Consider the following 26,038-nt stretch of genomic DNA (forward strand, 5'->3'; position numbering starts at 1 on the left):
CCATGCGCATTGTCGGCGGCGCCCTGCGCGGGCGCGCGCTCTCCGCGCCCCGCTCGCAGTCGATCCGGCCGACGTCGGACCGGCTGCGCGAGTCCGTCTTCGACATTCTCGCCCATCGCTTCGATGATCCCGTCGCTGGCGCGGCGGTGATAGATCTTTTCGCCGGCACGGGCGCGCTTGGGCTCGAGGCGCTGTCGCGCGGCGCGGCCCGCGCGCTGTTCGTCGACGACGGCGCCGAGGCGCGCGCGCTGCTGCGCGCCAATGTCGAGGCGCTCGGGCTTGGCGGCGTCACCCGCGTCTTCCGCCGCGACGCGACGAGGCTCGGCGCGGCGCCCCCGGGCGAACGCTTCTCGCTCGCCTTTCTGGACCCGCCCTATGGCAAAAGCCTTGCAGAACCCGCGCTCGCGGCCCTGATTGACGGCGGCTGGCTTACCGCCGGCGCGCTCGTGGTCGTCGAGGAGGCGGCCGGGGCGGCCATCGAGCTGCCTCCCGCCCTGGCGCCGGAAGACGCGCGCCGTTACGGCGACACGCAGTTCGTCTTCGCCCGCTATCGCGGCTGACGCCCGGAGCGGCGCGGCGCGGCGGGGAGGATGAGTGTCGCGCCGGGAACGAGCCGGCGCTTGCCGGCATTGGCGGCGGCGATGTCGCGCCAGCGGCCGGCGTCGCCATAAAGCTTGCGGGCGATCCCTTCCAGCGTGTCGCCGCGCCGCACGACATAGGTGGAGGGCGAAACCGGGCGGATCGGCTCAGGCGACGCCTCGGGTGGCGGCGCGGTGGGCGTCGGCTGTGAGGCTGGGGCGGGAGCAGGGGCTGGGGCGGCCGGGTCGATCACCACGAACTCGCCCCGGATCATGCCCATCCAGCAGCTCCAGGGAATGATCCCGCTCTGCGTCGGGGTGAAGTCGATGGTCTGCCGGCCGGGCTTGAGGTCGAAGGCGAGCCCTAGGGCGGGAACGACGATGCGGTTGTTGCAGCTCGTCAGCTCGGTGGCGTTAATCACCCATTTGACCGGCGCGCCCTTCACCAGCGTGAAGCGCGCGGGCGCATAACCCAGGGCGTTGGCCTCCATCTCGATCACCTGCACGGCGGGAGCGGCCGGCGCGGCCGGCGGGAGCGGCTCGCGAAGCCGCGACACCACCGAGACGAGATCGGCGCCGGAGCCGGTGAGGATGAGCCCGCGATTGATCATCACCGCGCCGAGCGCCACGACGATCACGCCCGAGGCGCGCAGCAGCCGGTGGGTGAGCGCGCTCGACAGCAGCGAGGCGACGGCGCCGAAGGCGAGCATCACTGGCAGCGTGCCGAGCCCGAAGGCGAAGAGCATCCTGGCGCCCTCGATCGCGCTCCCCGTCCCGGCGGCCATCACATACATGGCCTGCAGGGGACCGCAGGCGATTATCAGCCCGTTGAGGAGGCCGATCGCGAAAGGCCGATGCGGCGCCTGCGCCTCGCGGAACACCCAGCGCTGAAGCGGCCCCGGCAGGCCGAGCCGGAAGCGCCGCAACGGCTTGAACAGCCCCAGCATGTTGAGGCCGAAGACGATGAGGAAAAGCCCCGCCGCGACGCCGGCGGCGCCGCGCAGCGCCGGCGTGAAGGCGACAATCGCCCCCAGCGCGCCGAACAGCGCGCCAATCGCCGTATAGGACAGCGTCTTGGCGGCGGCGAAGGACAGATGCGCGACGAGGGCGGAGCGGCCGGCCTCGGCTTGCGCCGTCGCATAGCTCACGACAAATCCGCCGCACATGCCCACGCAGTGAAAGCCGGTGACGAGGCCGAGCAGAAAGATGAGCCAGAGGCTCATATGCCGCGAAATGTCCGGCGCGCCGCTTGCGCTGATCCAGCGTGCATCAACGAGAATGAGGCCAGCAAGACCCGCCAAGGCAAGCGCGATCAGGGCGAGCCGCTGAAGAAAGGGCTTGGGCGGGCGCTCCCGCTCCTCCACGCGATAGCCGAGCGCCGCGACCGCCGCATGAATGGCGCCGAGAGTCGCCGTCGAGGGATCGTAAGAGACGACGACCGTCTCGGTGGGGTAGCTGGCGTCCACGCGATGGACGCCCGCAAGCCTGCGGCCTCGATCACATGCTCGCAGCCATGGCAGTGCATGCCATGCGCCTTGAAGGTCGTGCGGACATAGGGTTCGTTTCGATCAAGTGAGAAGGCCATCTCGTGTACAACGGTCACGTTTGTCGCACTTTTGAGAGGCGCGGAGAGCCTAGTTCATTTCGGCTCTCAGCCTGTTCGCCACCGCTCCATATCCATCAGGAGAAAGGTGGGGCCCGGTTCTTGCGTATGCTGACTCGCCCAGGAGAGCCAGATCAAGAGTTAAGTCGACGAACCTCGCACCACGCGACTCGACATATTGTCTCAGACCGGAAGCGTAGGAACGAGCCCTTGAATCCGGACGCCAGTAATCGCTGTTGGGGATGTAGAGAAAAAGCGGGTGGCATCCTCCAGTTTTGCAGGTCGTCAGTGCGATATCGATTGCGAGGCGGGAACTGTAGGGCAATTGAGTCCCCGTTGCGCCTTGGTAAATGGATAACAAGCCCTGTCTGATGTTGTTCAGAAACAAATTTGGATATTTGTTTTTCTCCTCGATCGCCTTGATCTTCCGGTCAATTTCAATGGTTGGGTCCACGTGAGCCTGGCGAGCAATGTAGGAATCGATTTCACGTTCGGAAGCAGCGTACAGCTTCTTCACGTTTTCGGACAAGGTAATCCTTGATTGGGCATCTGAGCTATCTTGAAAGTATAACGCATCTCTTTCGATGAAAAACTTATTAAAAATAGTATATTCTTCATTTTCAATGTTGTCATTCGCATAAAACAAGACGATGAGGTGCTTAAATTTTATCTTCTGCCCAAACACCCGTAGAATAGACGCATAATGTATCGGGTTGTTACCGATTGAGCTCAGATTGATAACTCTTGTTTCGTGCTGAGCGAGTCTCCCGACAATGCTTTGTTCGAAGCCAACACAAGCGCCCTGTCCAAAAGAGTCTCCGACAAGAACGCCATCGACACTCTCTTGATCCCACAAGGCGTCTTCGTTGCGGAATCCAAATCTATCCGAATGGTATTTTATCAGCCCGTAACCTTCATTACAAAAATACAAGTCCGTATCTGGTTGGGCGGCCAGCGGGGCTATGCCATGGGTTTTGGCCAAATCAGTCCATCCCTCACGGTCGTAGAGGGTTGGAAATAGCATTGGTTTGTAGCCTTCTGCTTTGGCTTGGCTGATAAACCGCGCGTCTTCCGAGATTTCCCGCTGGAACTCGGCCTGCTGCGATTTCCTGTACTTGCTCAAACTGCTGATCAGTTGTTGATCAGAAACGACCCCAATCATGTAGTCCGCAACTACAGCGCAAAAATAAACGAACAGGATGATCGACGCCCATCCCGCGACAACGACGCTTTTGCGACCAGGACCATCCATTTCCTTGCCCCGTTCCGCCCTTTCCCCCCAAATCAGGTTGGGTCCAGCGAATGACATTGTCACGATCGGGCCTTAAATTGTTACTCGCTGGTGAGCACATTGAAGCAAGCTTTTTCTGGTCGCAAGGCTGTCAAGGGCAATCCGCGCCGACGAATTAGTGACTTTTCCCCGAGACGGTCGGGCAAGGCTTCAAGGCAAATGAGCGCCGGCGAAGAGGCGCAGAGAAATTTCTCTGGCGCTCCGTATGAAGCCTGACATGACGATAGCCCGGCGGCGTCCTGGCGAACCGCGTTCGCGTGTTACATGTAACATTTCATCACGCATCGTTGCGTGAAACTGTTTACAGCCGGCGCCTTTGCGCTTAAACGTATGATCAGCCTACGGCTTTTTAACCACCCCAAACGTCGTCGCGTCGATTGATCTGTTGCAAAGGGCGCATCCGGGCTCATGTACGGCATCGTGAACAAGGTTATCAGCGACTACATCACCGCCCGATACGGTGCCGAGATGTGGGACAACATCCAGAAAGACGCCGGCGTCGATGTCTCCGTGTTCGTGCTGAACGAAACCTATCCGGACGACATGACCGAGCAGCTTCTCAATTCGGCGTCGAAGCGTCTCGGCAAGAGTCTGCGCGATCTGAAGCTGATGCTGGGCGAGCACTGGGTCGAGAACACGGGCCTGGTCAACGCGCCGCTCTACATGCTCTCCGCGGCGGATGATCTGAAAACCTTCCTGCTGCGTCTGCCCGAACTGCATTCCAGGGTGATGCTGTTCTATCCCAAGGCGCTGGCGCCGGATTTCGATTGCTCGGATGTGACCGACAGTTCGCTCACCCTGCATTATTATTCGAAGCGCGCCGGACTGACGGATTATGTCGAGGGCCTGCTGCTGGGGCTTGGAAAGCACTATGGCGTCGACGTGCATGTGACGCTGCTGGCGACGGACGTCTGCAGGGATCGCGCCGACATGAGCCGGCACGCCGCCTTTCGCGTCGCCTGGCGATGATCTTGCGGGCCTGCGTCTTTCGGCGCGGCGGAGCCATGGCTGGCCCCGCCGCCTGATTTCGCTACTTGCCGAGCGTGTTGACGCCGAGAAGCCTGTAGGCGGGGCAGAAATTGACGACGGCCGTCAGGAGCGGCACGAGACCGATCAGGCCCCAATAGGTCTTCGGACCAACGAAGACGAGGCTCAGCAGCAGAAGACCCGCCACGATGCGGATCATTCGGTCGGTTTGACCAACATTGGCTTCCATATCGTCCCTCCCACGTGTTGATGTTCGCAGAGATGCGCCCGCGCCGGGGCCGCCGCCATGACTAAGTCACCAAGCAACGCGCGTCGCTTCGTCGCGGTTTACTTGCGGCGCTCGTCGTCGTCGTCGTCGAGCTCCAGCCACATGGCGTTGAGGATGCCGAAGGCGCAGGCCAGCCCGAGGCCGAGAATCCAGGAAAAATACCACATGGTCGCGTCTCCCGGTCAGTAGTAGTGATCGTCGCCGCGCTCGATCGCGGCCGCCGTAACGGGCCCGCGCAGCACGTAATAGACCCATGACGTGTAGGCGAGGATGATCGGCAGGAAGAAGACCGCCGCCGCCAGCATCAGCCCGAGCGTCGAACGGCTCGACGAGGCGTCCCAGATCGTCAGGCTCTGGTCGGGATGGGTGGAGGACGGCAGCAGGAAGGGAAAGAGGCTGAATCCCGCCGTCGTCACCACGCCCGCCGTGGCGACGCTCGAGGCCAGCAGCGCGGCGCGGTTGAGGCCCGCCGCCAGCGTCACGGCCGCGAGCAGCGCGCCGACGAGGCCGGCCGCCGGGGCGAAGGCGCTCACCGGATGGCGCGCGTAAGTGAGCAGCCAATCGCCGACGGCGCGCGTCACATGTTTGCCGAAGGGATTGGACGGGCCGGAGGGATCAATGGCCGACTCGATCCGGTAGCCTTCGACTCCGACAGCGATCCACAGGCCCGCCGCCAGAAACAGCAGGACGAGCGTCAGCGCCGCCAGCGCGCCGATCCGCCCGGCCCTGGCGGCGACGGCGCCCTCGCTCTTGCCGGCGAGCCAGGCCGATCCCTGCATCAGCAGCATGGCGACGCTGATCGCGCCGGCCAGCAGCGGGAACGGCCGCAAGAGGCCGATCAGATCGCCCTCATAGGCGAAGCGCAGGCCCTCGCCGAAATGAAATGGGACGCCAAGCAGCAGATTGCCGAAGGCGACGCCGAACAGCAGCGACGGCAGCAGGCCGGAGACGAAGAAAATCCAGTCCCACGCCGCCCGCCACAGCGGCGTCTCGCCCTTGCCGCGGAAGGCGATGGCGACCGGCCGCAGGATGAAGCCGATCAGCACCAGCAGCATGGCGAGATAGAAGCCGGAAAAGCTCGCCGAATAGAGCGGCGGCCAGGCGGCGAAGATGGCGCCGCCGCCGAGAATGAACCAGACCTGATTGCCTTCCCACACCGGGCCGATGGCGTTGATCACCATGCGGCGCTCGACATCCTTCCTCGCCACGAAGGGATGCAGCATGGCCGCGCCGAGATCGAAGCCGTCGAAGATCGCGAAGCCGACGAGCAGGAGGCCGAGCAGCGCCCACCAGATGAGGCGCAGGGTTCCATAGTCCAACATGCATCTCTCCTATTGGCGTTTTCCGCCAGAGCGCCCGGGGCCGGAAACAGGCGTAACGCAGTGGAACGTGCTTGCGGCCTTGCCCCTCACCCGACCTTTCCCCGCAAGCGGGGAGAGGAGCGCCAGCCCCCTCGCCCCGCTTGCGGGGAGAGGGTTGGGGTGAGGGGCAAGGCCCACAAGTCAGCGGGAAACGTCATAGGCCGGCTGCGCCTCGGGCAGCGGCCCGGCCAGCGGCTCGTGCGCGTCGGCTCCCTTCGGCCCCTTGCGAATGTATTTGACGAGCAGCGCGACATCGACGACGGCGAGCGCCGTGTAGAAGATCACGAAGGCCGCGAGGCTCGCCGCGACATTGGAGGCGGGCACGCCGGAGACGCCGAGGAAGGTCGGCATCACGCCGTCGATGATCCAGGGCTGGCGTCCATATTCCGCGACGATCCAGCCGAGCTCCGCCGCGATCCAGGGCAGCGGCAGGCTGAACATGCACAGCCGCAGGAACCACGGCCGCCCGCATTTGCGCCGGCTCGAGAGATAGAAGGCGACCGCGAAGAGCGCGATGAAATAGAAGCCCAGCGCCACCATGATGCGGAAGCTCCAGAACAGCACGGGCACGTCGGGGATGGTGGAATGAGCGGCCGCGCTGATTTCGGCGGGGCTCGCGTTCTCGATGTCCGGACGCACGCGCTTCAGGAGCAGCGCGTAGCCCAGATCCTTCATCGAGCGGTCGAGTTCGGCGGGTACGGCCGCATTGGGTTTGCCGCCCTGTTCGGAGATCCATTTATAGGCCGGCAGGCCGGCGCGGATGCGCTCCTCGTTGCGCAGCACCAGCGGCTTGATGCCCTCCACCGGCTTGTCGAGCGAACGCGTCGCGATGAGGCCGAGCACGTAGGGAACGGTGATCTCGTACTCCGTCGTCTTTGTCTTCATGTTCGGAAAACCGAACAGGGTGAAGGACGCGGGCGCGGGCTCCGTCTCCCACATGGCCTCGATGGCGGCGATCTTCATCTTCTGGTTTTCGCCCGCCGTATAGCCGCTCTCGTCGCCGAGCACGACCACGGAGAGCGCCGACGCCAGGCCGAAGCTCGCCGCGACGGTGAGCGACCGGCGGGCGATGTCGACATGGCGCTGACGCAGGATGTACCAGGCGCCGATCGACATCATGAAGATGGAGCCGGTCACATAGCCGGCGCTGACCGTGTGCACGAATTTTGATTGCGCCACCGGATTGAACAGCACCTCCATGAAGGAGGACAGCTCCATGCGCATGGTTTGCGGATTGAAGGTCGCGCCGACCGGATTGCTCATCCAGGCGTTGGCGACGAGAATCCAGAGCGCCGAGAAATTGGAGCCGAGCGCCACGCACCAGGTGACGATGAGATGCTGCACCTTCGTGAGCCGGTTCCAGCCGAAGAAGAACAGGCCGACGAACGTCGCTTCGAGAAAGAAGGCCATCAGCCCTTCGATGGCCAGCGGCACGCCGAAAATGTCGCCGACATAATGCGAGTAATAGGCCCAGTTGGTTCCGAACTGGAACTCCATGGTGACGCCGGTGGCGACGCCCATGACGAAATTGATGCCGAACAACGTTCCCCAGAATTTCACGGCGTCGCGCCACACCTCGCGCCCGGTCATGACATAGACGCTCTCCATGATGGCGAGGAGCAGCGCGAGTCCCAGGGTCAGCGGCACGAAGAGGAAGTGATAGAGCGCCGTCAGCGCGAATTGCAGGCGCGACAGCGTGACGACGTCGAGATGATCCAGCATCGGGGCGATGTCCTCAACGAGAGCCTGTCGGGAACGGGCTCCCCAACAGAGGGGCGGGATGAGCTCACGATCAGCGGTTCCCGCTGACCTCATGCGAAGGCGCGCGCGAGGCCAGCGCCGCCGTCATGTCTTCGGGCGACACATGGATTCGATGCGCCGGGCTGAAGAACCAGAACCAAAGCAAGAAGATTGCCACGATCTTGAAGAGGATCGCCAGAGTCAGTTCGCGCCGCAGCGATGTCCACGCCATTCCACGATCCTGTCCGTTCGACGGGGCGCCCGGGCGACTTTGCGCCGCGGGCCGGGCGCCCCGCAAGACCCCGATCGTCTATTTCAGCACGTTGCGCAAGCGCTCGATGCCGAGCAGCTTCATGATGTAGCGCTCGTAGACCGGCTCGCTCTGGCCCTTGCGCACCTTGCGCAGGAAGTATTTCTCATAGGCGATCTTGGCGAGATGCACCCAGCGGCCCTCGCTCGACCAGTTGACGTTGCGGGGCGGAATCTGCGGTTGCGCCACGAAGGCGACGCCGCGATCGCCGAAGTCGGCGAGGCAGACCGCGTTCCAGGTGCCCTCTTCCTTCGCCTCCTTGCCGTCGATGACCGCCGCGATGTTGTGGGCGGTCGCCGTGACCATGGATTCGATCATGTAGCCGGTCTTCGGCATGCCGGTGGCCACGGGCGTCGGCTCGGCCGGGGGAATGGCGACGCAGACGCCGACTCCGAAGACATTCGGGAAGGTCGGGTTGCGCTGGTTCTTGTCGATCAGCACGAAGCCGCGCGGATTGACGAGGCCCTCGACCCCCATCAGCGCGTCGATCCCCGTGAAGGCCGGCATCATCATGGCGAATTTGAAGGGGAGCGCATGCGCCTTCTTCACCGAGCCGTCGTCGTTCAATTCATCGCATTTCAGCACGCCGGGCTCGACGGCGGTCGTCCTGGCGTTGGTGATCCATTTGATGTCGCGGTCGCGGAAGGCCGATTCGAGCATGCCCTTGGTGTCGCCCACGCCGCCGAGGCCGAGGTGGCCGATATAGGGTTCGGCGGTCACGAAGGTCATCGGCACCTTGTGACGGATGCCGCGCCTGCGCAGATCGGTCGACACGATCATGGCGTATTCATAGGCCGGTCCGAAGCAGGAGACCGCCGGAGCCGCGCCGATGACGATCGGGCCGGGGTCCTGGCAGAACGCCTCCCACGCCTTCGATGCGAGCTCCGCGTGCTGAAGCGTGCAGATGGAATGGGTGTGGCCGCCATGCGGGCCGAGGCCCGGAATTTCGCTGAAGGCGAGCTTGGGACCCGTCGCGATGACGAGGTAATCATAGCTCAGGCTCTCGCCATTGTTCAGCTCGATGCGGTTCTCTTTCGGGTGCACCCGCTTCGCGCCGACGTCCGTGAAGCCGATGTTCTTCTTTTTGAAGACCGGGGCGAGCGGAACCTTGAGCTCGTCGGGCTTGCGCCAGTTGACGGCGAGCCAGGGATTGGAGGGCGTGAACTGGAAATTCGGCAGGTCGGAGACGACCGTCACCTGATGGGCTTTCTTCAGCGCCTCCCGCGCCTCGATCGCCGCGGCGACGCCGCCGATGCCGGCGCCGAGAATAACCACATGAGCCATTGAAAACCTCCCTCAGTCGCGGAGCCGCGACCCTTTGTATATTCAATTTAGCTAAATTAGAAGAATATAACTGCGACTTAGTCACGCTCGGCGTCGCAAAGCGCCCGCAGCGCGCCGGAATTGGTGATCTCCGCGCCGCCGCGCGACAATTTGACCCAGCCGGAGCGCTCGAAGCTCTTCAGCGTGCGGCCCACGACTTCCCGCGCTGTGCCGAGATCGGCGGCGAGCGCCTGCTGGGTGACGTTGATACGGTTGTCGGCGCCCTTCAGCGCCAGAAGCCGTTCCGCGAGGCGCACATTGATGCGCGTGCAGACGATCTCCTCGATGCGCGACATGAGCGTGGCGATGCGCTTGCTGTAGCCGTCGAAGACGAGGGCGCGGAAGCCGGCGGAGACGTTCATCAGCGCGGCGAAACGCTCGGCCGGAACGATATAGGCGGTGACGTCGGTCTCCGCGACACCTTCCGCCGAATAGGCGTCGTCCGACAGCAGCGACGCGGTGGTCAGAATGCAGGTCTCATTGTTGGAGACGCGGTAGAGCACGATCTCCCGGCCGGACTCGGTGACGCGCTGGACGCGGACCGTGCCGGCGGAAATCAGCGGAAAATGCACGCATTGGTCGCCGGGCCGGAACAGCACGGCGCCGCGCGGAATCTGCTTGCGGATCGCGGCGTCTCGCAGCAGCGACTTCGTTGCGTCGTCCAGCCGGCTGAGCAGCGGAACGTCTTCGATCCAATCCGGCGCCATGTGTGAGGTCTCTGAAAGTGGCGGGTCTCTAGAACGCCGCGCCCGGCTTGACGCCGAAATGCTTGAGGATCATCGCCAGCGGGCACAGACCTGTAAAGGCCGCCTGAAACAGATTGAGGCCGACGAACCCCGCCAGCAACATCCACCAGGGAGAAAACAGCGCGGCCAGCGCGACGCTCAGAAGCACCATGGCGCCGGCGAAGGCCATAACGATGCGATCAATGCTCATGGGTCTTGTCCTCTTTGACTCCGGCGCGCTTGCTGGCGGTCGCCGGGGCGATCCCGCATTCCGACGCGCAGAAGATTTCATACAAAAGCGCGATGAAACGGGAGACGTTCTCATCGGCGAGCGAATAGAAGATCGTCTGCGACTCGCGCCGCGTCTTAACGAGCCTGTCCTCCCGCAGCCGCGCGAGATGCTGCGACAGGGACGACTGGCTCAATCCGATCGCCTCCTGCAACTTCGTCACCGAATGCTCGCCCTTGTGCAACTCGCACAGCACCATCAGCCGATGGCGGTTGGCCAGGGCCTTGAGGAAGCTCTCGGCCTGGGCCGCCTTCGGCGCGAGGTCCACAGGATTTATATTCATAGCTTCTAATTTAAGTTCTGTGAATATGATGTCAAGCGCGCGTCTGCCGCGCTGGCGGCTCGTTTTGTCGCACCCTGCGTCCCTGCCGCGCCCGCCCTTGGTTCCTTTTGTCACATGTCCAGCGCAAGCCCGGCGGCACTATATTAGATAAAACGAATTTAATGGCGGTGGGAGAGAAAAGATGAGCGGTTGCAATCGTGGGTCCCGCGGGCGCCGGGGCGCCCTGAAGCTTTTCGGCGCCATGGCGGCGGCCGGCCTTGGCGCGGCGTTCGGCGCGGCGCCGGCGCCGGCGCAGGCCAAGACCAGCCAGGCGGCGGCCGCCTATCGCAATTCCCCCAAAGGGCGCCAGAGCTGCGCCAATTGCTCCTGGTTCGAAGCGCCCTCCGGATGCGGGGTCGTGAAGGGTCCGGTGAGCGCGCGCGGCTGGTGTGCGCTCTGGGGCTGATCCGGACCTTTGTGCGCCCTCGTCTCGAAGGCGCGACGGCCTTTCCGACTGTCGCCGCCCGCGCGGGCGAGGGTTAACCCTTTGGCGCTTTGGCGCTCGCCCTTTGGGCGCCGCAGGCCTCTAATGACCCTGACGGCGTCCGGCCTTTAAATTCGCACTTGCTAATTTACGTTTTTCGAATATAAAGTCGGACGACCCGAATGGAGATTTCATGGGCCTCTTTCGTCTGCCTCTTCTCGTCGCCGTTCTGGCGGCGCCGCTCGCCGCCCAGGGCGCGGAAGTCACCGTGCATGTCGCGCCCATCGACGACATGAAGGCTGTGGTCGCCTCGGTCGAGCCGGCGCACCAGCTCGTCGCCCGCGCCCGCATCGGCGGGACGGTGACGACGCTCAAGGCCAGGGAGGGCGACACCGTCGCCGCCGGAGCCGAACTCGCCGTCGTCGCCGACCAGAAGCTCTTCCTGCAGATGCAGGCGATCGACCAGCGCATCCGCTCGCAGCAGGCGCAGCGCGACAAGGCGAAGGCCGATTACGATCGCGCGCAGGAACTGTTGCGCCGCGGCGTCTCCACCAAGGTCATGGCCGATCAGGCCAAGACCGCGCTCGACGTGGCGGAGCGCAATCTCTCGGCGATCCAGTCCGACCGCAGCGTCATCGAGCAGCAGGCGGCCGAAGGCTCGGTGAAGGCGCCGGGGCCGGGCCGTATTCTCACCGTGCCGGTCTCGATCGGCCGCGTGGTGATGCCGGGCGAGACCATCGCGACGCTGGCCGAGGACAATTACATCCTGCGGCTTCAATTGCCCGAGCGTCACGCGCGCTTCATGCGCGCCGGCGACCGCGTCGAACTCGCCGAGCGCGGCGCCAATACGGGGGCGGGCGCCGGCAAGGAAGGCAAGGTGCGTATCGTCTATCCCGAGATTCAGGGCGGCCGCGTGATCGCCGACGTCGATGTCAAAGGGCTCGACAATTACTTCGTCGGCGAGCGGGCGCGCGTTTATGTCTCCACCGGCAAGCGCAACGCCATTCTCGCGCCGAAGGCCGCCGTCTATCGGCGCGCGGGCGTCGATTTCGTGAAGCTCGCCGATGGCGCGGAGGTCGTGGTGCAGACCGGCGACGCCCATGGCGACGCCGTCGAAATCCTTTCCGGCCTCCATGACGGCGACGTGGTGACGACGCCATGAGCGACGCAAAGGACTTCCACCCCGGCATTTCCGGAACGCTCACGCGCGTCTTCATCAATTCGCCGCTGACGCCGCTCCTGCTGCTCGCCTCCATTCTCGTCGGGCTCATTGCGCTTCAGGCGCTGCCGCGCGAGGAGGAGCCGCAGATTTCCGTGCCCATGGTCGACATCATGGTGCAGGCGAACGGCTACAAGGCCGAGGACGCCATCGAACTCATCACCCGCCCGCTCGAGGACATCATCAAGGGGGTGAACGGCGTCGAGCATGTCTATTCGCAGACGCGCGACGACACTGTGATGGTGACGGCGCGCTTCTTCGTCGGCACGCCGCAGGACAACGCCGTGCTGCGCGTGCACGACAAGATTCGCGCCAATATCGGCGGCCTGCCCAAGGGCATCCCCGAACCGGTGATCATCGGGCGCGGCATCGACGATGTGGCGATCGTCGTCCTGACTCTCTCCGCCAAACCCGAGCGCGCCAACAACTGGACCGACAATGGCGTCTATCAGGTCGCCGAAGAGCTCCAGCACGATCTCACCAAGGTCGAGAATGTCGGCCTGAGCTACATTGTCGGCGGCAGCCCCAACCAGATTCGCGTCGAACCCGATCCCGAGCGCCTCTCGCAATATGGCGTGACGCTCAATCAGCTCATCGACAAGCTGACCAACGCCAACCGCTCCTTTCAGGTCGGCGCCTTCCGCGAGGGCAATCGCTCCGTTCCCGTCGTCGCCGGGCAGACGTTGCAGGGCGTGCCGGACATCGGCCTGCTGCTGCTCACCACGCGCGACGGGCGCCCTGTCTATGTGAAGGATGTGGCCGAGGTGATCGTCGGCGCCGCCGAGCCCGACCGCCGCAGCTGGACCATGACGCGCGACAAGGACGGCGCTCTGGAAAAGCGCGCCGCCGTCAGCATCGCCATCGCCAAGCGCAAGGGCGCCAACGCGGTCATTGTCGCCGAGGATCTGCTGAAGCGGCTCGAAAGCGTGAAGGGCCGCATCGTCCCCGCGGACCTCGAAATCACGGTGACGCGCAATTACGGCGAGACCGCCACGGAGAAGGCGAACGAACTCCTCTTCCATCTCGCGCTCGCCACCGTCTCCATCGTGATGCTGATCGTGGCGATGGTGGGCTGGCGCGAGGGCGTCGTGGTCTTCGTCATCATTCCGACGACGATCCTCCTGACCCTCTTCGCCTCCTGGCTGATGGGTTACACGATCAACCGCGTCAGCCTCTTCGCGCTCATTTTCTCCATCGGCATTCTCGTCGACGACGCCATCGTCGTCGTCGAGAACATCGTGCGCCACTGGCAGATGCGCGGCGATCGCGGCCTGATCGACACGGCGGTCGAGGCCGTGGCGGAAGTCGGCAATCCCACCATCGTCGCGACCATGACCATCATCGCCGCGCTTCTGCCGATGATGTTCGTCTCCGGTTTGATGGGACCCTATATGAGCCCCATACCGGCGAACGCCTCGCTGGCGATGGTGTTCTCCTTCTTCGTGGCCATGACGATCACGCCCTGGCTGCTGCTGAAGATCGCCGGCAAGCGCTTCGAGCGGGAAGGCGGCGCGGGTCATGATCATGCGCACGAACGCGGCGCCATGGGCGATTTCTACGCCCGCATCGCGGCGCCGCTGCTTCAGGGCCGCAGCGGCTCGCAGCGGTTCCTCATCGCCGTGGGCGTGGCCACGCTGCTCTCTATGGCGCTCTTCGTGACCAAGAGCGTGCGCGTCAAACTTCTGCCCTTCGACAACAAGTCGGAGATCGCCGTCGTCGTCGATCTGCCGCGCGGCGCCTCTCTGGAGGAGACCGACCGTGTGCTGACGGCGGCGGCGGAGCGGCTCAAGGACATTCCCGAGCTGACCTCCATCCAGTCCTACGCCGGCACGGCGGCGCCCTTCAACTTCAACGGGCTGGTGCGCCACTATTATGTGCGCATGGCGCCGGAGATGGGCGACCTCGCCATCAATCTCGAACCGAAGGACGAACGCAAGCGCGCCAGCCACGCCATCGCGCTGGAGATCCGCGAGAAGCTGAAAGGTCTGCCCGCGCCCGAGCATACGGCCGTCAAGGTCGTCGAAGTGCCGCCGGGTCCGCCCGTGCTGTCGACGCTGCTGGCCGAAGTCTATGGGCCGGACGCCGAGACGCGCCGCGCGCTCGCCGCCAAGCTGCGCAAGGCGTTCGAGGCGGTGGATTTCGTGGTGGACGTCGACGACAGCTACGGCCAGCGCGCGGAGCGTCTGCGCTTCGCGATCGATCAGGAGGCGCTGGAATATCACGGCGTCGAGGAGCGCGCGGTCTATGACACGATCGGCGCGCTGGTCGGCGGCGTGAAGATCGGCTTCTCGCAGCGCGGCGGCGGCGCCAAGCCCATCGACGTCACGGTCGCGTTGCCGCGGTCGCAGATGACCAGCGGCGAGCGCATCCTCTCGACACCGCTTCCCGCCGGCGGCACGCCGCGTCAGGGCGCCAATGTGGAGCTCGGCGACGTGGTGAAGGCGACCCGCGAACTGGGCTCCTATCCGATCTTCCGCCACAACGGCCGCTTCGCCGAAATGGTGAGCGCGGAGGTCGCCGGGCGCTTCGAGGCGCCGATCTACGGCATGTTCGCCGTCGAGGACGAGATTGCGAAAATCGACTGGGGTCCGAATGGCCAGCCGGTGGTCAAATATCATGGCCAGCCGCTCGACGACGCGCAGCCGACCTTCCTGTGGGACGGCGAATGGGAAGTGACCTATGTCACCTTCCGCGACATGGGCGCGGCCTTCATGGTGGCGCTGCTCGGCATCTATCTGCTGGTGGTCGCGCAGTTCGGCTCGTTTAAGCTGCCGCTCGTCATTCTGGCGCCCGTGCCGCTGACCCTGCCCGGCATCGTGCTGGGCCATCTCCTGTTCAACGCCGCCTTCACGGCGACCTCGATGATCGGCTTCATCGCGCTCGCGGGCATTGTCGTGCGCAATTCGATCCTGCTCGTCGATTTCATCCGCCACCTGCGCGAGAAGGGCATGCCGCTGCGCGCGGCGCTGGTCGAGGCGGGCGCGGTGCGCTTCAAGCCGATCTTCCTGACCGCGGCGGCGGCGATCATCGGCGCGGCCTTCATTCTGACCGATCCGATCTTCCAGGGCCTCGCCATTTCGCTGGTCTTCGGCCTCGCGTCGTCGACGGCCCTGACCATCCTCGTCATTCCGGCGATCTATGTGGTGTTGCGCGACGACGAGCGTCCGCCGCCAGCGCCAGGCGCGCCTGCGGCGCCGGATCGCATGCGCCGCGCGCTTCACGCGCTCTGGCGCCGGACAGGTTTGGAACAGCGCTTCAGGAGGCTTGCATGACAAACGACTGGCCCGAACTCGTCAGGGCGCTCAACGCCGACATTCGCAATCTGCGCGTCGGCACGCCCGAGGTGATGAAAGCGTTTTCCGGCATGGCGTCGAGCGCCGGCGCGCCGGGCGCGCTCGACGCCAAGACGAAGGAATTGATCGCCCTCGCGGTGAGCGTCGCGGTGCGTTGCGACGACTGCATCGCCTTCCACGCCAAGGCCGCCGCCGCGCGCGGGGCGACGCGCGAGGAAGTGATGGAGACGCTCGGCATGGCGATCTACATGGGCGCCGGACCCTCCGTGATGTATGCGAGCCACGCGCTCGCCGCCTTCACGCAGTTCGACGCCGAAAAAGCCGCTCAGCCGGCAGCGGACTGACGCGACAGGAAAGGAAGAAGGCATGTTCTCAGGTCTGATGTCGAAACTCTCGGGCGGCGGCGCCGCGCTGCCGACGATCGAGCACGAGGAGTTCGCGCGCCTCGTGAAGGAGCGCTCCTGCGCCATCGTCGATGTGCGCGAGCCGCATGAATTCGCCGCCGGCCATGTGCCGGGCGCGACGAATCTGCCACTGTCGCAGTTCGATCCGGCGAAACTGCCGAAGGGCGACTGCGTGATCATCTGCCAGGCCGGCGGCCGTTCGGCGAAGGCGTTGACGCAGGCGATCCAGGCGGGCCACGCCAATGCGCGCCATTATGCGCCCGGCACCGGCGGCTGGCGCGCGCGCGGCGGCGCGGTGTCGGCGTAACACGCACCGGCCGGCGTCCGTCTGTCGATAATGAAAAACCCCCTCGCGCTGGCGGCGCGAGGGGGTTTTTCGTTGCGTGGGCCTCTTTGGCCGGGGCGCCGATCAGGCCGGCGTCTTTTCGTCCTCGGCGGCGACGACCTGCAGGAAGGTCTCGGCCGCCTCGCGGCGCTCGAAGACATGCGGCTGCAGACCGCGCTTGGCCATCGCCTCCTTCATCTTCATACGGGCGAAGGCCGAGGTCGCATAGCGCGTTGTCGTCAGATAGTAGTGCTGGCTCAGATATTCGATCATCTCGGCGTAGTCGTCGTAGAGCGCCTCGGCGATCCGCGCGCCGTCGTGATTGACGACGGAATTGACGCGCTTGCCGACCTTCTGGCAGGCGGCGACGAGCGCATTGCGCATCTCGTCGATGTCCTTCTTGGTGCGCGCGTTCCAGCCTTCCAGATTGAGGAAGAGAATATTGCGCGCCGCATCATAGCTGATGCGCTGGTCGAGGTTGAGATTGAGCAGATCGTTGATCAGGCCCATGGGCTCGTCGATGAAGATGCGACGATCCATCAGCGCCGGCTCGTTGACGATCGGCTTGAAGTCCATGAAGGGCAGGATGTGCTTGTCGATGTCGATCCCCGGCGCGACCTCGATGAGCTCCAGACCATTCTCCTTGAGCTGGAACACGCAGCGCTCGGTCACATAATAGACCGGCTGCTTGCGCTTCTGGGCGAATTTGCCGGAGAAGGTCGTCTGCTCGACGGAGTTGAGGAACTTCTTGTTGCGGCCTTCCTGAACGATATTCACCTTGCCGTCGGCCACCTCGACCCGCAGGCCGCCATTGGTGAAGGTGCCGGCGAAGACGACGAGACGCGCGTTCTGGCTGATGTTGATGAAGCCGCCGCAGCCATTCAGGCGCCCGCCGAATTTCGAGGTGTTGACGTTGCCCTGGAGGTCGCATTCGGCCATGCCGAGGCAGGTCATGTCGAGACCGCCGCCGTCATAGAAGTCGAACTGCTGGTTCTGCTGGATGATGCTGTCGGCGTTGGTCGCCGCGCCGAAGCTCGAGCCGGAGGCGAGCACGCCGCCGATGGCGCCGGCTTCCGTGGTCAGCGTGATGTAGGGCGTGAGCTTTTCTTCATTGGCGACGGCGGCGATGCCCTCCGGCGCGCCCACGCCGAGATTGACGACGCCATTCGGCGGCAGCTCGAAGGAGGCGCGCCGCGCAATGACCTTGCGCTCGTCGAGCGGCATCTTGGCGAACTTCTCGACCGGCACGCGGACTTCGCCGGCCAGCGCCGCGTTGTACATCACGCCATAATTCATGCGGTGCATTTCGGGCTGGTCGGCGACGACGACGGCCGAGACCAGAATGCCCGGCACGTGAACGTCCTTCGGCTTGATCGAGCCCTGTTCGACGATGCGCTCCACCTGGGCGATGACGAGGCCGCCATTGTTGTGGGCGGCCATGGCCTGGGCGAGATTGTCGAGAACCAGCGCCTCCTTCTCCATCGAGATATTGCCCGACGGATCGGCCGAGGTGCCGCGGATGAAGGCGACGTCGATCTTGGTGGCGATGTAGAACAGCCACTCCTCGCCCTGGATGTTGTGATATTTGACGATGTCCTCGGTCGTGACCTCGTTCACCTTGCCGCCGCCGAAGCGCGGATCGACGTAAGTGTAGAGGCCAACCTTGGAAAAGAGGCCCGGCTGGCCCGAGGCGCAGGCGCGGTAAAGCTGGGAGATGACGCCCTGCGGCAGATTGTAGCCGAGGATCTTGTTCTCCTGCGCCGCCTGGGCGACCTTCGGCATGCGGCCGAAATTGGCGGCGATGACGCGCTTCAGCAGGCCCTCGTGATGGAAGCGGCCGGTGCCGAGACCCTTGGAGTCGCCGGCGCCGGCGGTCATGATCAGGGTGAGGTCGCGGGGATGCTGGGATTCCACGAAGCGCTTCTCGAGCGCGGCGTGCAGCGCCTCAGGAATGCAGCTCTGCACAAAGCCGGTCGTGGTCACGACGTCATTGTCGCGGATGAGCGCAATCGCCTCGTCGGCGCTGATCACTTTGTTATTCGCCATGTCCGTACAAGTTTCCCCTCGAGTCCGCTTCTGTCGCGCGGGCGCCCGGGCGCGCCGCTTTGGCGGGCTTTACGCTGAATTGATGGGCGCAAGCGTAGAGACCGCGCCTCGAAACCGCAATAGCGACGATGCCGCAGGATGGCCAGGGCGCTTTCCGCCGAAGCGGGGCCAATCCGGCCGGGACGAACTCTAGTCGCCCCGGTAGACGCAGCCCTCGAAACAGCTGTCGCGGAAAACCCCCACCTCGCAGATGGCCGGGAGGTCGGGGGCGAGCGCGCGCCAGATATAGAGACAGAGATTTTCGAGCGTCGGCTTGCCCAGGCCTTCGAGATCATTGAGGAAGGAATGGTCGAGCGTCTCGCGCAGCGCCGCCAGCCGGCGGCCAAGCTTGCCGAGGTCGATCACCCATTGTTCCTCCAGGCGCCGTTCGCCGCGCAGGGTGACGCGCACGCGGAAGGAATGCCCGTGCAGGTTGCGGTATTTGCCGCCGTCCGTCGCCTCGGGGTCGTAGAGGGCGTGCGCCGCCTCAAAGTAGAATTCGCGGTAGACCTCGAAACTCGCCACTTCCCTTATCCTTTCCCCCGCCCGCGTCGCGGCCGGTGGGTCCCTCGCCTCGGCCCGGCGTCGCCTGCGCGCCTGGAGCCAACGCCCTTTCCGGCGGGCGAACCGGGACCAGCTCTATTTCACCCCGATCATCTTGTGGGTCTGCAGCGACAGGCGCCAGCGCGGATGGGCGAGGCAGTAGTCGACCGCGGCCCTCGTATTGCGCAGAATCTCCGGCCCGTCCATGGGCTGGAGCAGGAAATGGCGAAAGTCGAGCCCTTCATAGAGGGATGGATCGGCCCCTTCCTGCGGATAGACGAGCTTCAGCTCGTCGCCGCGCGTCTGCCGCAGCGCCGTTCCGGCCTTGGGCGAAACGCAGATCCAGTCGATCCCCGGCGCGGCCGCGAGCGTGCCATTGGTCTCGACGGCGATCTCGAAACCTGCCGCATGCAGGGCGTCGATCAGGGCCGCGTCGATCTGAAGCATGGGCTCGCCCCCGGTGAGGACCGCGAAACGCCCCTCGCGGTCCTCGCCCCAGAGCCGCGCCAGATGCGCCGCCAGCGCGTCGGCGTCCGCGAAGCGGCCGCCGCCCTCGGCGTCGGTTCCTACGAAATCCGTATCGCAGAAACGGCACTCCGCCCCGGCGCGGTCGGCCTCGCGCCCGCTCCACAGATTGCAGCCGGCGAAACGGCAGAACACGGCGGCGCGGCCGGCGTGCCGGCCCTCGCCCTGAAGGGTCTTGAAGGCTTCCTTGACTGAATAGGCCATCGTTACCGTTACCCGGCGCCTCCAGCGCCGCCGCGCGCGACTTCAGGAGATGACGGCTCCCGCACGAGTCTCACATTCCTCGACGAAGACTCCTCCCTTTTCCCGCTTTCGGGGAGAGGAGGGCAAGGGCAGGCCGCGGGCGCGTCTGGTGAGCCCTCACCCCTTCTTCGGCTGTTCATCGTCCTTGCCATCCGGCTCGCCCTTCGGCTGCGGACGCGAATCGAGACTGCGAATATAGGTCGTGATGTCGTCGATTTCCTTGCGCGAGAGATGCATGTCCGGCATCGGGGGGTGCGGGTCCATCAGGAAATTGCCGATCTGCTTCTTGTCCGTGCGGCGCTGGGCGATGTCGAAGAAGGACGGGGCGTCGGCGCTGGCCGAGATCTGATCCCTGGCCACGACATGGCAGCTCGCGCACCAGCGCTTGGCGATGACCGCGCCCTTTTGCGCATCCGCCGCGACGGCCGGAGCGGCGATGGACGCGGCGGCGCCGGCGAAGCAGAGAAGGAGCAGGGCGCGAGCGGAAAAAGCCATTCGGTGAGGTCCTTTTGTTGCAGGCGCCCGGAAGCGATTCGGAGCCTGCGGCGGCGGTGGGATCAAAGCACAACTCCCTGCCGTTAGGAACGGTCCGCGACGCTTGCGACAAAGTAACCTTTCGGCAAGGAATCGCCTCGAAGCGGCCGTCTTCTTCGCACTTGCAACAAGCCGGGTAGTGTAATTTTGCAACAGTGGTTGTGCTCTTGTTGCAACAGTCGAAAACATAACATTCGGCCCTGATCCTGCCGGCTCAAGAGCCCCTTTTCAGCCATAAAAGCTGGGGTAAGGTCCATCCTGTCACTTGCTCATCCAAGGCGCGGGAAGACACCCCGGCGGCGCTACGTCGTACGGGACGGGTTTTCTGTTCTCCGGACATGGGCGGATGCAGGTTGGCGCCCATATCGGTTGCGTAGGACGCCTGATGTCGCGGGCGTCCAGGTCAGGGAAGTCGGGTCACAGATGGTTGGATGTGCGCACTGGGACGTTGCCGCCGCCGCATCGCAGAAGCTGAAGCGCGCGGCGCTGCCGGCCAGTCTCTTCGCGGCGAGTTTCGTCATGCTCGTGACCGCTTTCGTCGACCCGGCCCCGGCGCTCGACGCGCCGCCCGCGCGCGCGCCGGAAACGACGCCGCTTCCCATGTTCAAGAACCCCCGCGCCGCGCTGCGCGCCGGTCTTGAGAGCTATCACGCGGGCGACGCGGCGACCTCCGTTGCTGCGCTGCGTTACGCCGCCGAGGGCGGCGAGCCGCTCGCGCAATGGAAGCTCGGGCGCATGTACGCCGACGGCGACGGCGTCACCCGCGACGACGCCAAGGCTTTCGATTATTTTTCCCGCCTCGTCGATCATTTCGCCGAGGAGGACCCGGACCCGCGCGAGCGTTCGCTCGCGGCCAACGCCTTCGTGGCGGTCGGCGTCTATCTGCGCGACGGCCTGTCGGCCGCGAAGATCGAACCGGACCTCGGTCGCGCCTTCGATCTCTTCCGCTATGCGGCGACCTATTTCCGCAACGCCGACGCGCAATATCATCTCGCGCGCATGTATCTCGACGGCGTCGGGGTGAAGAGGGATCTGCGCCAGAGCGTCAATTGGCTGGAGCTCGCCGCGCGCAAGGGCCATCCGCAGGCGCAGGCCGTGCTCGGCGGGCTGATGTTCTCCGGCGAGGCCGGCGGCGGCGCGACGCAGAAGGCGCGCGGCCTGATGTATCTGACGCTGGCGCGCGACGCCGTCGCCGGCGGCGGCGCCAATGACCAATGGATCATCGACGCCCACGCCAAGGCGCTGTCCGCCGCCAGGGAAGAAGACCGCAAGGCCGCGGTCGCCCTCCTCGAGGATTATCTGCGCGCCCGCAATTAGAGCATTGCCCGGTCTGATGGACTCGGACCGGGCTCTCGTTTTTTCCTGTGTCGCGTATTCTGCGGCGCGCTTTAGCTGGCGGGTGCGGCGTCGCCCCTGAATGTCACCGGGATCAGCAGACGGCGCAGGCCGTCGGGACCCGGCGGCGGGAAGCGCCCGGCGCGGATATTCACCTGTATCGACGGCAGCAGCAGATGCGGCGCGGCAAGCGCCCTGTCGCGGCTCTGGCGCGAGGCGACGAACTCCGCCTCGCTGATCCCGTCGCGGATCTGGACGTTTTTCGCCCGCTGTTCGGCGACGGTCGTCTCCCAGAGATAGACGTCGCGGCCGGGCGCCTTGTAGTCGTGGCACATGAACAGGCGGGTTTCCGGCGGCAGCGCCAGCAGGCGGCGGATGGACTGATAGAGCGCGGCCGCGTCGCCGCCGGGGAAGTCGGCGCGGGCCACGCCATAATCCGGCATGAAGATCGTATCGCCGACGAAGACCGCGTCGCCGATCCTGTAGGAGACGCAGGCCGGCGTATGTCCGGGTGTATACAGCACCTCCACAGTGAGGTCGCCCAGCGGGAAGCGCTCGCCGTCGCGGAACAGGCCGTCGAAGTCGCGGCCTTCGGGGAGAAGGTCCGTCGCCTCGAAGACAGGGCGGAAGATGTCCTGAACTTTGGTGATGTGCGCGCCAATGCCGACCTTGGCGCCCGTCTTCGCCTTCACCACCTGCGCGGCCGAGAGATGGTCGGCGTGGGCGTGGGTCTCCAGCACCCAGTCGATGGCGAGCCCCTCCGCCTTCGTCTCCGCCAGAATCGCGTCGATCGAGCGCGAGTCGGCGACGCCGCCGCCGGGCTCGTAATCGAGCACCGGATCGATGATCGCCGCCTTCCGCGTCGCCGGGTCGATGACGAGATAGGTGATCGTGAAGGTGGGCTCGTCGAAAAAGGCCCGGATATCCGCCTGCGGCACGTCGGTTGTCCTCTCCTGTCTTGACCCTTGCGGCCAATTTATATTCGGTTTATCTAAATAAGCAATATCTAATACATACTCCCCCCATGGAGCGCGGATGCTGCTCACCCCTCTTGCCCTCAAACTCGCCGCCGGAGCGGTTTCGGGCGTCTTCGTCGGTTTCACTCTCGGCCTTGTGGGCGGGGGCGGCTCGGTTCTGGCCGTGCCGCTGCTCGTCTATTTCGTGGGCGTTCCCGACCCGCATGTGGCGATCGGCACCAGCGCGATGGCGGTCGCCGCCAATGCGGTGGCGAGCCTCGCCCATCACGCGCGGTCGCGGACCATCAAATGGCGCTGCGCCGCGGTCTTCGCCAGCTTCGGCGCGCTGGGCGCGCTGCTCGGCTCGACGCTCGGAAAGCGCATCAACGGCGAGGAACTGCTCGCCTTCTTCGGCCTGCTGATGCTCGTCGTCGGCGTGCTGATGTTTAAAAACAGGGGCGGAACGGGCTATCCGCAAGTGCGTCTCAATCGCGAGAATTTCCCCCGTCTCGCCCTGACCGGCGCCGCGACCGGGACGCTCTCGGGTTTCTTCGGGATCGGCGGCGGCTTTCTGATCGTGCCGGGGCTGATGTTCGCGGCCGATCTGCCGATCATCAACGCCATCGGCTCATCGCTCGTCTCGGTCACGGCCTTCGGCGTCACCACGGCGGGGAATTACGCGCTCTCCGGCCTTGTCGACTGGGCGCTGGCGGGGGTCATCCTCGCCGGCGGCGTGCTTGGCGGCCGCCTCGGCTCCAGGACCGCGCGGCGCCTCGCCGCCGAACGCGGCGCGCTGGCGGCGATCTTCTCGGGGGTCATTGTCGCGGTCGCGATCTATGTGATCTGGCGGTCGATCGGCGCGCTCGTCGCCTGATCAGCCGAGGTCGACCATGATCGGCACATGGTCCGAGGGCTTGTCGCCGGCGCGCAGGGCCTTCGCGATCTCGACCCGCTTCAGCCGGTCGGCGGCCTGCGGCGAGAGCAGCAGATGGTCGATGCGGATGCCCCTGTTCTTCTGCCAGGCGCCCGCCTGATAGTCCCAGAAGGTGTAAAGCCCCGCGTCGTCGGTCGCCGCGCGCAGCGCGTCCGTGTAGCCGAGGTTCGTGAGGCGCCGCCAGGCGGCGCGGCTTTGCGGCAGAAACAGCGCGTCGCCCGCCCAGGCGGCGGGGTCATGAACGTCGCGATCTTCCGGGATGATATTGTAGTCGCCGGCGAGAATGGTCGGCTCCTCCAGACGCAGCAGCGCCTGCGCATGCTCCGTGAGCGCCGCCATGAAGGCGAGCTTATAGGCGTATTTGGGCGTCTCCGGCGGATTGCCGTTCGGCGCGTAGATGGAGGCGACGCGCAGGACGCCGCCCGCTCCGTCCGAAATCACCGCCTCGATGTAGCGCGACTGGCCTTCCCCATTGAAGCCGGGAAGGCCGACGATGGTCTCCCCGATCGGTTGTCTGGCGAGAATGGCGACGCCGTTAAAGGTCTTCTGCCCGTGCAGGACGACATTATAGCCGGCGTCCTCCACCTCGAGGCGCGGGAAGGCCGCTTCCTCGCATTTCAGCTCCTGAAGGCAGAGGACGTCGGGCGCGGCGTCTTTGAGAAAGGCGAGGAGCGGCGCGAGCCGCTGCCGCACGGAATTCACGTTCCAGGTGGCGATGCGCAAAAGGGGCTCCCGGCTCGGCAGGCGTTTTTCAAAACGCCTGCCTCCATCTCCCATTGGCGAGGTTCGATCAACGCGCGGCGGGCGGGCCGGCCCCTTGCGGCGTCAGTCCAGCCGATAGGCGGCGTGACAGGCGTTGCAGGCTTGCACGACCTGGCCGAGTTCGGCAAGCGCCGGGCGCAGATCGCCGCCCTGTTTCACCTTCGCCGCCTCCTCCGCGAATTTCGAGGCCTGCGCATGCATGTTCATGCCGAGCGCGCGCATCTCGTCGGGCATGTGGCTCGCCATCATTTTGGGCATGTCGCCCAGTTCGCCGCTCTTCGCATCGGGCTTGCAGGCGGCGGAGCCGGGAGAGCCCATGCCGAGCCGGGTCTCGGCGATCTTCGCCGCCGCCTCGCCGTCGCCCTTGCCGAGCGCCGTGAGGATATCGGCGATCGCCTGCTGATGGCCGCGCATGTTGGACAGCATCATCGCCTTCATGGGTCCGGGAATGTCGACCTCGATGCGCGCGTCCTTCTGCATCCTGGACATCATCTGCATGTGGTCGTGCTGGTCCTCCGCGATGGCGGCCGCGCCCGTGAGGGCGAGACCGGCGACCGCGAGGGCGAGAAACATTCTTTGCATCGCCGCGACTCCTTCTCCTGACGGCGCGAAGTCTATCCGGCCGGCGCGCGGATGGCGCGACGGCGAATCGTCACGGCGAGGGGCCGAGGCGCGTCAGAAGGCGCGGTAGGCGTCGAGGTCGCCCGGACCGCCGACGGAAATGGCGGTCGTCCCCGGCGCGATGCGCTTGAGCAGGCCGGCCAGCACCTTGCCGGAGCCGCATTCGACGAATTGGACGACGCCCTGGCCGGCGATATAGGCCATGCATTCGCGCCAGCGCACGGCGCCGGTCACCTGCTCGACGAGCAGCTTGCGGATGGTCTCGGGATCGCGCGCCGGCGCCGCCGTGACATTGGCCACGACCGGGACGCAAGGGGCGGAAATGGCGGCGCCCGCGAGCGCCCGCGCCATGGCGTCGGCCGCGGGCTGCATCAGCGCGCAATGGAAGGGCGCGGACACGGGCAGCAGCACGGCGCGCTTGATCCCCTTCTCCTTCGCGATGTCCATCGCCTTTTCGACCGCCGTCCTGGCGCCGGAGATCACCACCTGCCCGCCGCCATTGTCATTGGCGACCTGGCAGACGGCGGATTGCGCGGCGGCCGCCTCGGAAGCGATCTCGCGGGCCTGATCGAGTTCGGCGCCGAGCAGCGCCGCCATGGCGCCCTCGCCGACCGGCACGGCCTTCTGCATGGCGTCGCCGCGAATGCGCAGCAGCTTCGCCGTGTCGGAGACCGTGAGCGCCCCGGCGGCGGCGAGCGCCGAATATTCGCCGAGCGAATGTCCCGCGACAAAGGCGGCGTCGCGGGCGAGGTCCAGTCCGCATTCCGCCTCAAGCACCCGGATCGCGGCGAGCGAAACCGCCATCAGCGCCGGCTGGGCGTTGGCGGTGAGCGTCAGCTCCGCTTCCGGGCCCTCGAACATGAGCTGCGAGAGCTTCTGGGAAAGGGCGGCGTCGACCTCCTCGAACACCGCGCGGGCGGGCGCGAAATTGTCCGCGAGCGCCTTGCCCATGCCCACCGCCTGCGAGCCCTGACCGGGAAAAATGAACGCCTTCGACATGCGCTGCCGCCCTCTGCTGATTGAATCTGCGCCGCGAGT

At 65.4% G+C, this 26,038-nt stretch carries 28 protein-coding genes; 9 read left to right on the forward strand and 19 right to left on the reverse strand.

All coding sequences use genetic code 11. The features are described 5' to 3' along the window. Positions 1-2 precede the first annotated feature (2 nt). On the forward strand, positions 3-560 hold the full coding sequence (gene rsmD / locus ACR652_RS13300; protein WP_434506969.1) for a 16S rRNA (guanine(966)-N(2))-methyltransferase RsmD: 558 nt from the start codon (positions 3-5) through the stop codon (positions 558-560). Here the strand turns inward: rsmD and ACR652_RS13305 are convergent. Continuing rightward, positions 548-2,044 (reverse strand): urease accessory protein UreH domain-containing protein, encoded by a 1,497-nt coding sequence (locus tag ACR652_RS13305; RefSeq protein ID WP_434506970.1) that lies wholly within the window; start codon positions 2,042-2,044, stop codon positions 548-550. The genes rsmD and ACR652_RS13305 overlap by 13 nt on opposite strands. Positions 2,045-2,212: 168 nt before the next feature. After that, a complete protein-coding gene (locus ACR652_RS13310) occupies positions 2,213-3,490 on the reverse strand; it encodes a hypothetical protein (RefSeq protein WP_434506971.1) in 1,278 nt (425 codons plus the stop codon). A gap of 390 nt (positions 3,491-3,880) precedes the next feature. On the opposite strand from ACR652_RS13310, the gene ACR652_RS13315 reads away from it, so the two are divergent. Further along, positions 3,881-4,441, forward strand: coding sequence for a heme NO-binding domain-containing protein (locus ACR652_RS13315; RefSeq protein WP_434506972.1), 561 nt, complete (start codon positions 3,881-3,883; stop codon positions 4,439-4,441). Positions 4,442-4,502: 61 nt separating this feature from the next. Here the strand turns inward: ACR652_RS13315 and ACR652_RS13320 are convergent, their stop codons facing one another. From ACR652_RS13320 to ACR652_RS13360, 9 genes are all read right to left on the reverse strand, one after another. Then, the gene (locus ACR652_RS13320; protein WP_434506973.1) at positions 4,503-4,688 is read right to left on the reverse strand and encodes a YgaP family membrane protein; all 186 of its coding nucleotides are present in this window, start codon (positions 4,686-4,688) and stop codon (positions 4,503-4,505) included. Positions 4,689-4,786: 98 nt separating this feature from the next. Further along, the gene (gene cydX / locus ACR652_RS13325) at positions 4,787-4,894 is read right to left on the reverse strand and encodes a cytochrome bd-I oxidase subunit CydX (RefSeq protein ID WP_434506974.1); all 108 of its coding nucleotides are present in this window, start codon (positions 4,892-4,894) and stop codon (positions 4,787-4,789) included. Positions 4,895-4,909: 15 nt separating this feature from the next. After that, positions 4,910-6,049 (reverse strand): cytochrome d ubiquinol oxidase subunit II, encoded by a 1,140-nt coding sequence (gene cydB / locus ACR652_RS13330; RefSeq protein ID WP_434506975.1) that lies wholly within the window; start codon positions 6,047-6,049, stop codon positions 4,910-4,912. Between the two features lie 180 nt (positions 6,050-6,229). Further along, on the reverse strand, positions 6,230-7,810 hold the full coding sequence (locus ACR652_RS13335) for a cytochrome ubiquinol oxidase subunit I (RefSeq protein ID WP_434506976.1): 1,581 nt from the start codon (positions 7,808-7,810) through the stop codon (positions 6,230-6,232). A 70-nt stretch (positions 7,811-7,880) separates the two neighbouring features. Next, entirely contained in the window at positions 7,881-8,060 is a 180-nt protein-coding gene (gene cydP / locus ACR652_RS13340) for a cytochrome oxidase putative small subunit CydP (protein ID WP_434506977.1), read from the reverse strand. Between the two features lie 78 nt (positions 8,061-8,138). Continuing rightward, entirely contained in the window at positions 8,139-9,422 is a 1,284-nt protein-coding gene (locus tag ACR652_RS13345; protein WP_434506978.1) for an NAD(P)/FAD-dependent oxidoreductase, read from the reverse strand. 77 nt (positions 9,423-9,499) lie between these two features. Then, positions 9,500-10,168, reverse strand: coding sequence for a Crp/Fnr family transcriptional regulator (locus ACR652_RS13350; RefSeq protein ID WP_434506979.1), 669 nt, complete (start codon positions 10,166-10,168; stop codon positions 9,500-9,502). A 28-nt stretch (positions 10,169-10,196) separates the two neighbouring features. Further along, positions 10,197-10,397, reverse strand: coding sequence for a YgaP family membrane protein (locus ACR652_RS13355; protein WP_434506980.1), 201 nt, complete (start codon positions 10,395-10,397; stop codon positions 10,197-10,199). Then, positions 10,387-10,758 (reverse strand): ArsR/SmtB family transcription factor, encoded by a 372-nt coding sequence (locus ACR652_RS13360; RefSeq protein ID WP_434506981.1) that lies wholly within the window; start codon positions 10,756-10,758, stop codon positions 10,387-10,389. Before ACR652_RS13360 ends, ACR652_RS13355 begins: the two co-directional genes overlap by 11 nt. A 181-nt stretch (positions 10,759-10,939) precedes the next feature. Here ACR652_RS13360 and ACR652_RS13365 point away from each other — a divergent pair, with 181 nt between their 5' ends. The 5 genes from ACR652_RS13365 (at position 10,940) to ACR652_RS13385 (ending at position 16,444) form a co-directional block, all read left to right on the forward strand. Beyond that, positions 10,940-11,203, forward strand: a complete 264-nt coding sequence (locus ACR652_RS13365; RefSeq protein ID WP_434506982.1) for a high-potential iron-sulfur protein — start codon at positions 10,940-10,942, stop codon at positions 11,201-11,203. A gap of 211 nt (positions 11,204-11,414) precedes the next feature. Beyond that, complete coding sequence (locus tag ACR652_RS13370) at positions 11,415-12,383, forward strand: efflux RND transporter periplasmic adaptor subunit (RefSeq protein ID WP_434506983.1); 969 nt, start codon at positions 11,415-11,417, stop codon at positions 12,381-12,383. Next, on the forward strand, positions 12,380-15,712 hold the full coding sequence (locus ACR652_RS13375; protein WP_434506984.1) for an efflux RND transporter permease subunit: 3,333 nt from the start codon (positions 12,380-12,382) through the stop codon (positions 15,710-15,712). Before ACR652_RS13370 ends, ACR652_RS13375 begins: the two co-directional genes overlap by 4 nt. Beyond that, positions 15,709-16,077, forward strand: a complete 369-nt coding sequence (locus tag ACR652_RS13380) for a carboxymuconolactone decarboxylase family protein (protein WP_434506985.1) — start codon at positions 15,709-15,711, stop codon at positions 16,075-16,077. Before ACR652_RS13375 ends, ACR652_RS13380 begins: the two co-directional genes overlap by 4 nt. Positions 16,078-16,099: 22 nt before the next feature. Next, complete coding sequence (locus ACR652_RS13385; protein ID WP_434506986.1) at positions 16,100-16,444, forward strand: rhodanese-like domain-containing protein; 345 nt, start codon at positions 16,100-16,102, stop codon at positions 16,442-16,444. A 102-nt stretch (positions 16,445-16,546) separates the two neighbouring features. On the opposite strand, the gene ACR652_RS13390 is transcribed toward ACR652_RS13385, so the two are convergent. The 4 genes from ACR652_RS13390 to ACR652_RS13405 form a co-directional block, all read right to left on the reverse strand. After that, positions 16,547-18,508: an acyl CoA:acetate/3-ketoacid CoA transferase gene (locus tag ACR652_RS13390; RefSeq protein WP_434506987.1), complete on the reverse strand. Its 1,962-nt coding sequence runs from the start codon at positions 18,506-18,508 to the stop codon at positions 16,547-16,549. Between the two features lie 189 nt (positions 18,509-18,697). Further along, complete coding sequence (locus tag ACR652_RS13395; RefSeq protein ID WP_434506988.1) at positions 18,698-19,072, reverse strand: 6-pyruvoyl trahydropterin synthase family protein; 375 nt, start codon at positions 19,070-19,072, stop codon at positions 18,698-18,700. A 114-nt stretch (positions 19,073-19,186) separates the two neighbouring features. After that, positions 19,187-19,819 (reverse strand): 7-carboxy-7-deazaguanine synthase, encoded by a 633-nt coding sequence (queE, locus tag ACR652_RS13400; protein WP_434506989.1) that lies wholly within the window; start codon positions 19,817-19,819, stop codon positions 19,187-19,189. A gap of 156 nt (positions 19,820-19,975) precedes the next feature. Next, entirely contained in the window at positions 19,976-20,353 is a 378-nt protein-coding gene (locus tag ACR652_RS13405; RefSeq protein WP_434506990.1) for a c-type cytochrome, read from the reverse strand. 462 nt (positions 20,354-20,815) lie between these two features. Here ACR652_RS13405 and ACR652_RS13410 point away from each other — a divergent pair, with 462 nt between their 5' ends. Further along, entirely contained in the window at positions 20,816-21,709 is an 894-nt protein-coding gene (locus ACR652_RS13410; RefSeq protein ID WP_434506991.1) for a tetratricopeptide repeat protein, read from the forward strand. A 71-nt stretch (positions 21,710-21,780) separates the two neighbouring features. On the opposite strand, the gene ACR652_RS13415 is transcribed toward ACR652_RS13410, so the two are convergent. After that, positions 21,781-22,665 (reverse strand): MBL fold metallo-hydrolase, encoded by an 885-nt coding sequence (locus tag ACR652_RS13415; protein WP_434506992.1) that lies wholly within the window; start codon positions 22,663-22,665, stop codon positions 21,781-21,783. A 97-nt stretch (positions 22,666-22,762) separates the two neighbouring features. Here ACR652_RS13415 and ACR652_RS13420 point away from each other — a divergent pair, with 97 nt between their 5' ends. Further along, entirely contained in the window at positions 22,763-23,557 is a 795-nt protein-coding gene (locus ACR652_RS13420) for a sulfite exporter TauE/SafE family protein (RefSeq protein ID WP_434506993.1), read from the forward strand. Here the strand turns inward: ACR652_RS13420 and xth are convergent, their stop codons facing one another. The 3 genes from xth to fabD form a co-directional block, all read right to left on the reverse strand. Beyond that, complete coding sequence (xth, locus tag ACR652_RS13425) at positions 23,558-24,340, reverse strand: exodeoxyribonuclease III (protein WP_434506994.1); 783 nt, start codon at positions 24,338-24,340, stop codon at positions 23,558-23,560. It abuts the gene before it with no gap. Positions 24,341-24,442: 102 nt separating this feature from the next. Further along, positions 24,443-24,961 (reverse strand): hypothetical protein, encoded by a 519-nt coding sequence (locus tag ACR652_RS13430; RefSeq protein WP_434506995.1) that lies wholly within the window; start codon positions 24,959-24,961, stop codon positions 24,443-24,445. Between the two features lie 93 nt (positions 24,962-25,054). Beyond that, the gene (fabD, locus tag ACR652_RS13435; protein ID WP_434506996.1) at positions 25,055-25,999 is read right to left on the reverse strand and encodes an ACP S-malonyltransferase; all 945 of its coding nucleotides are present in this window, start codon (positions 25,997-25,999) and stop codon (positions 25,055-25,057) included. Positions 26,000-26,038: the final 39 nt, after the last annotated feature.

The sequence above is a fragment of the Methylocystis sp. genome, from assembly GCF_051061225.1.
Classification (GTDB): domain Bacteria; phylum Pseudomonadota; class Alphaproteobacteria; order Rhizobiales; family Beijerinckiaceae; genus Methylocystis.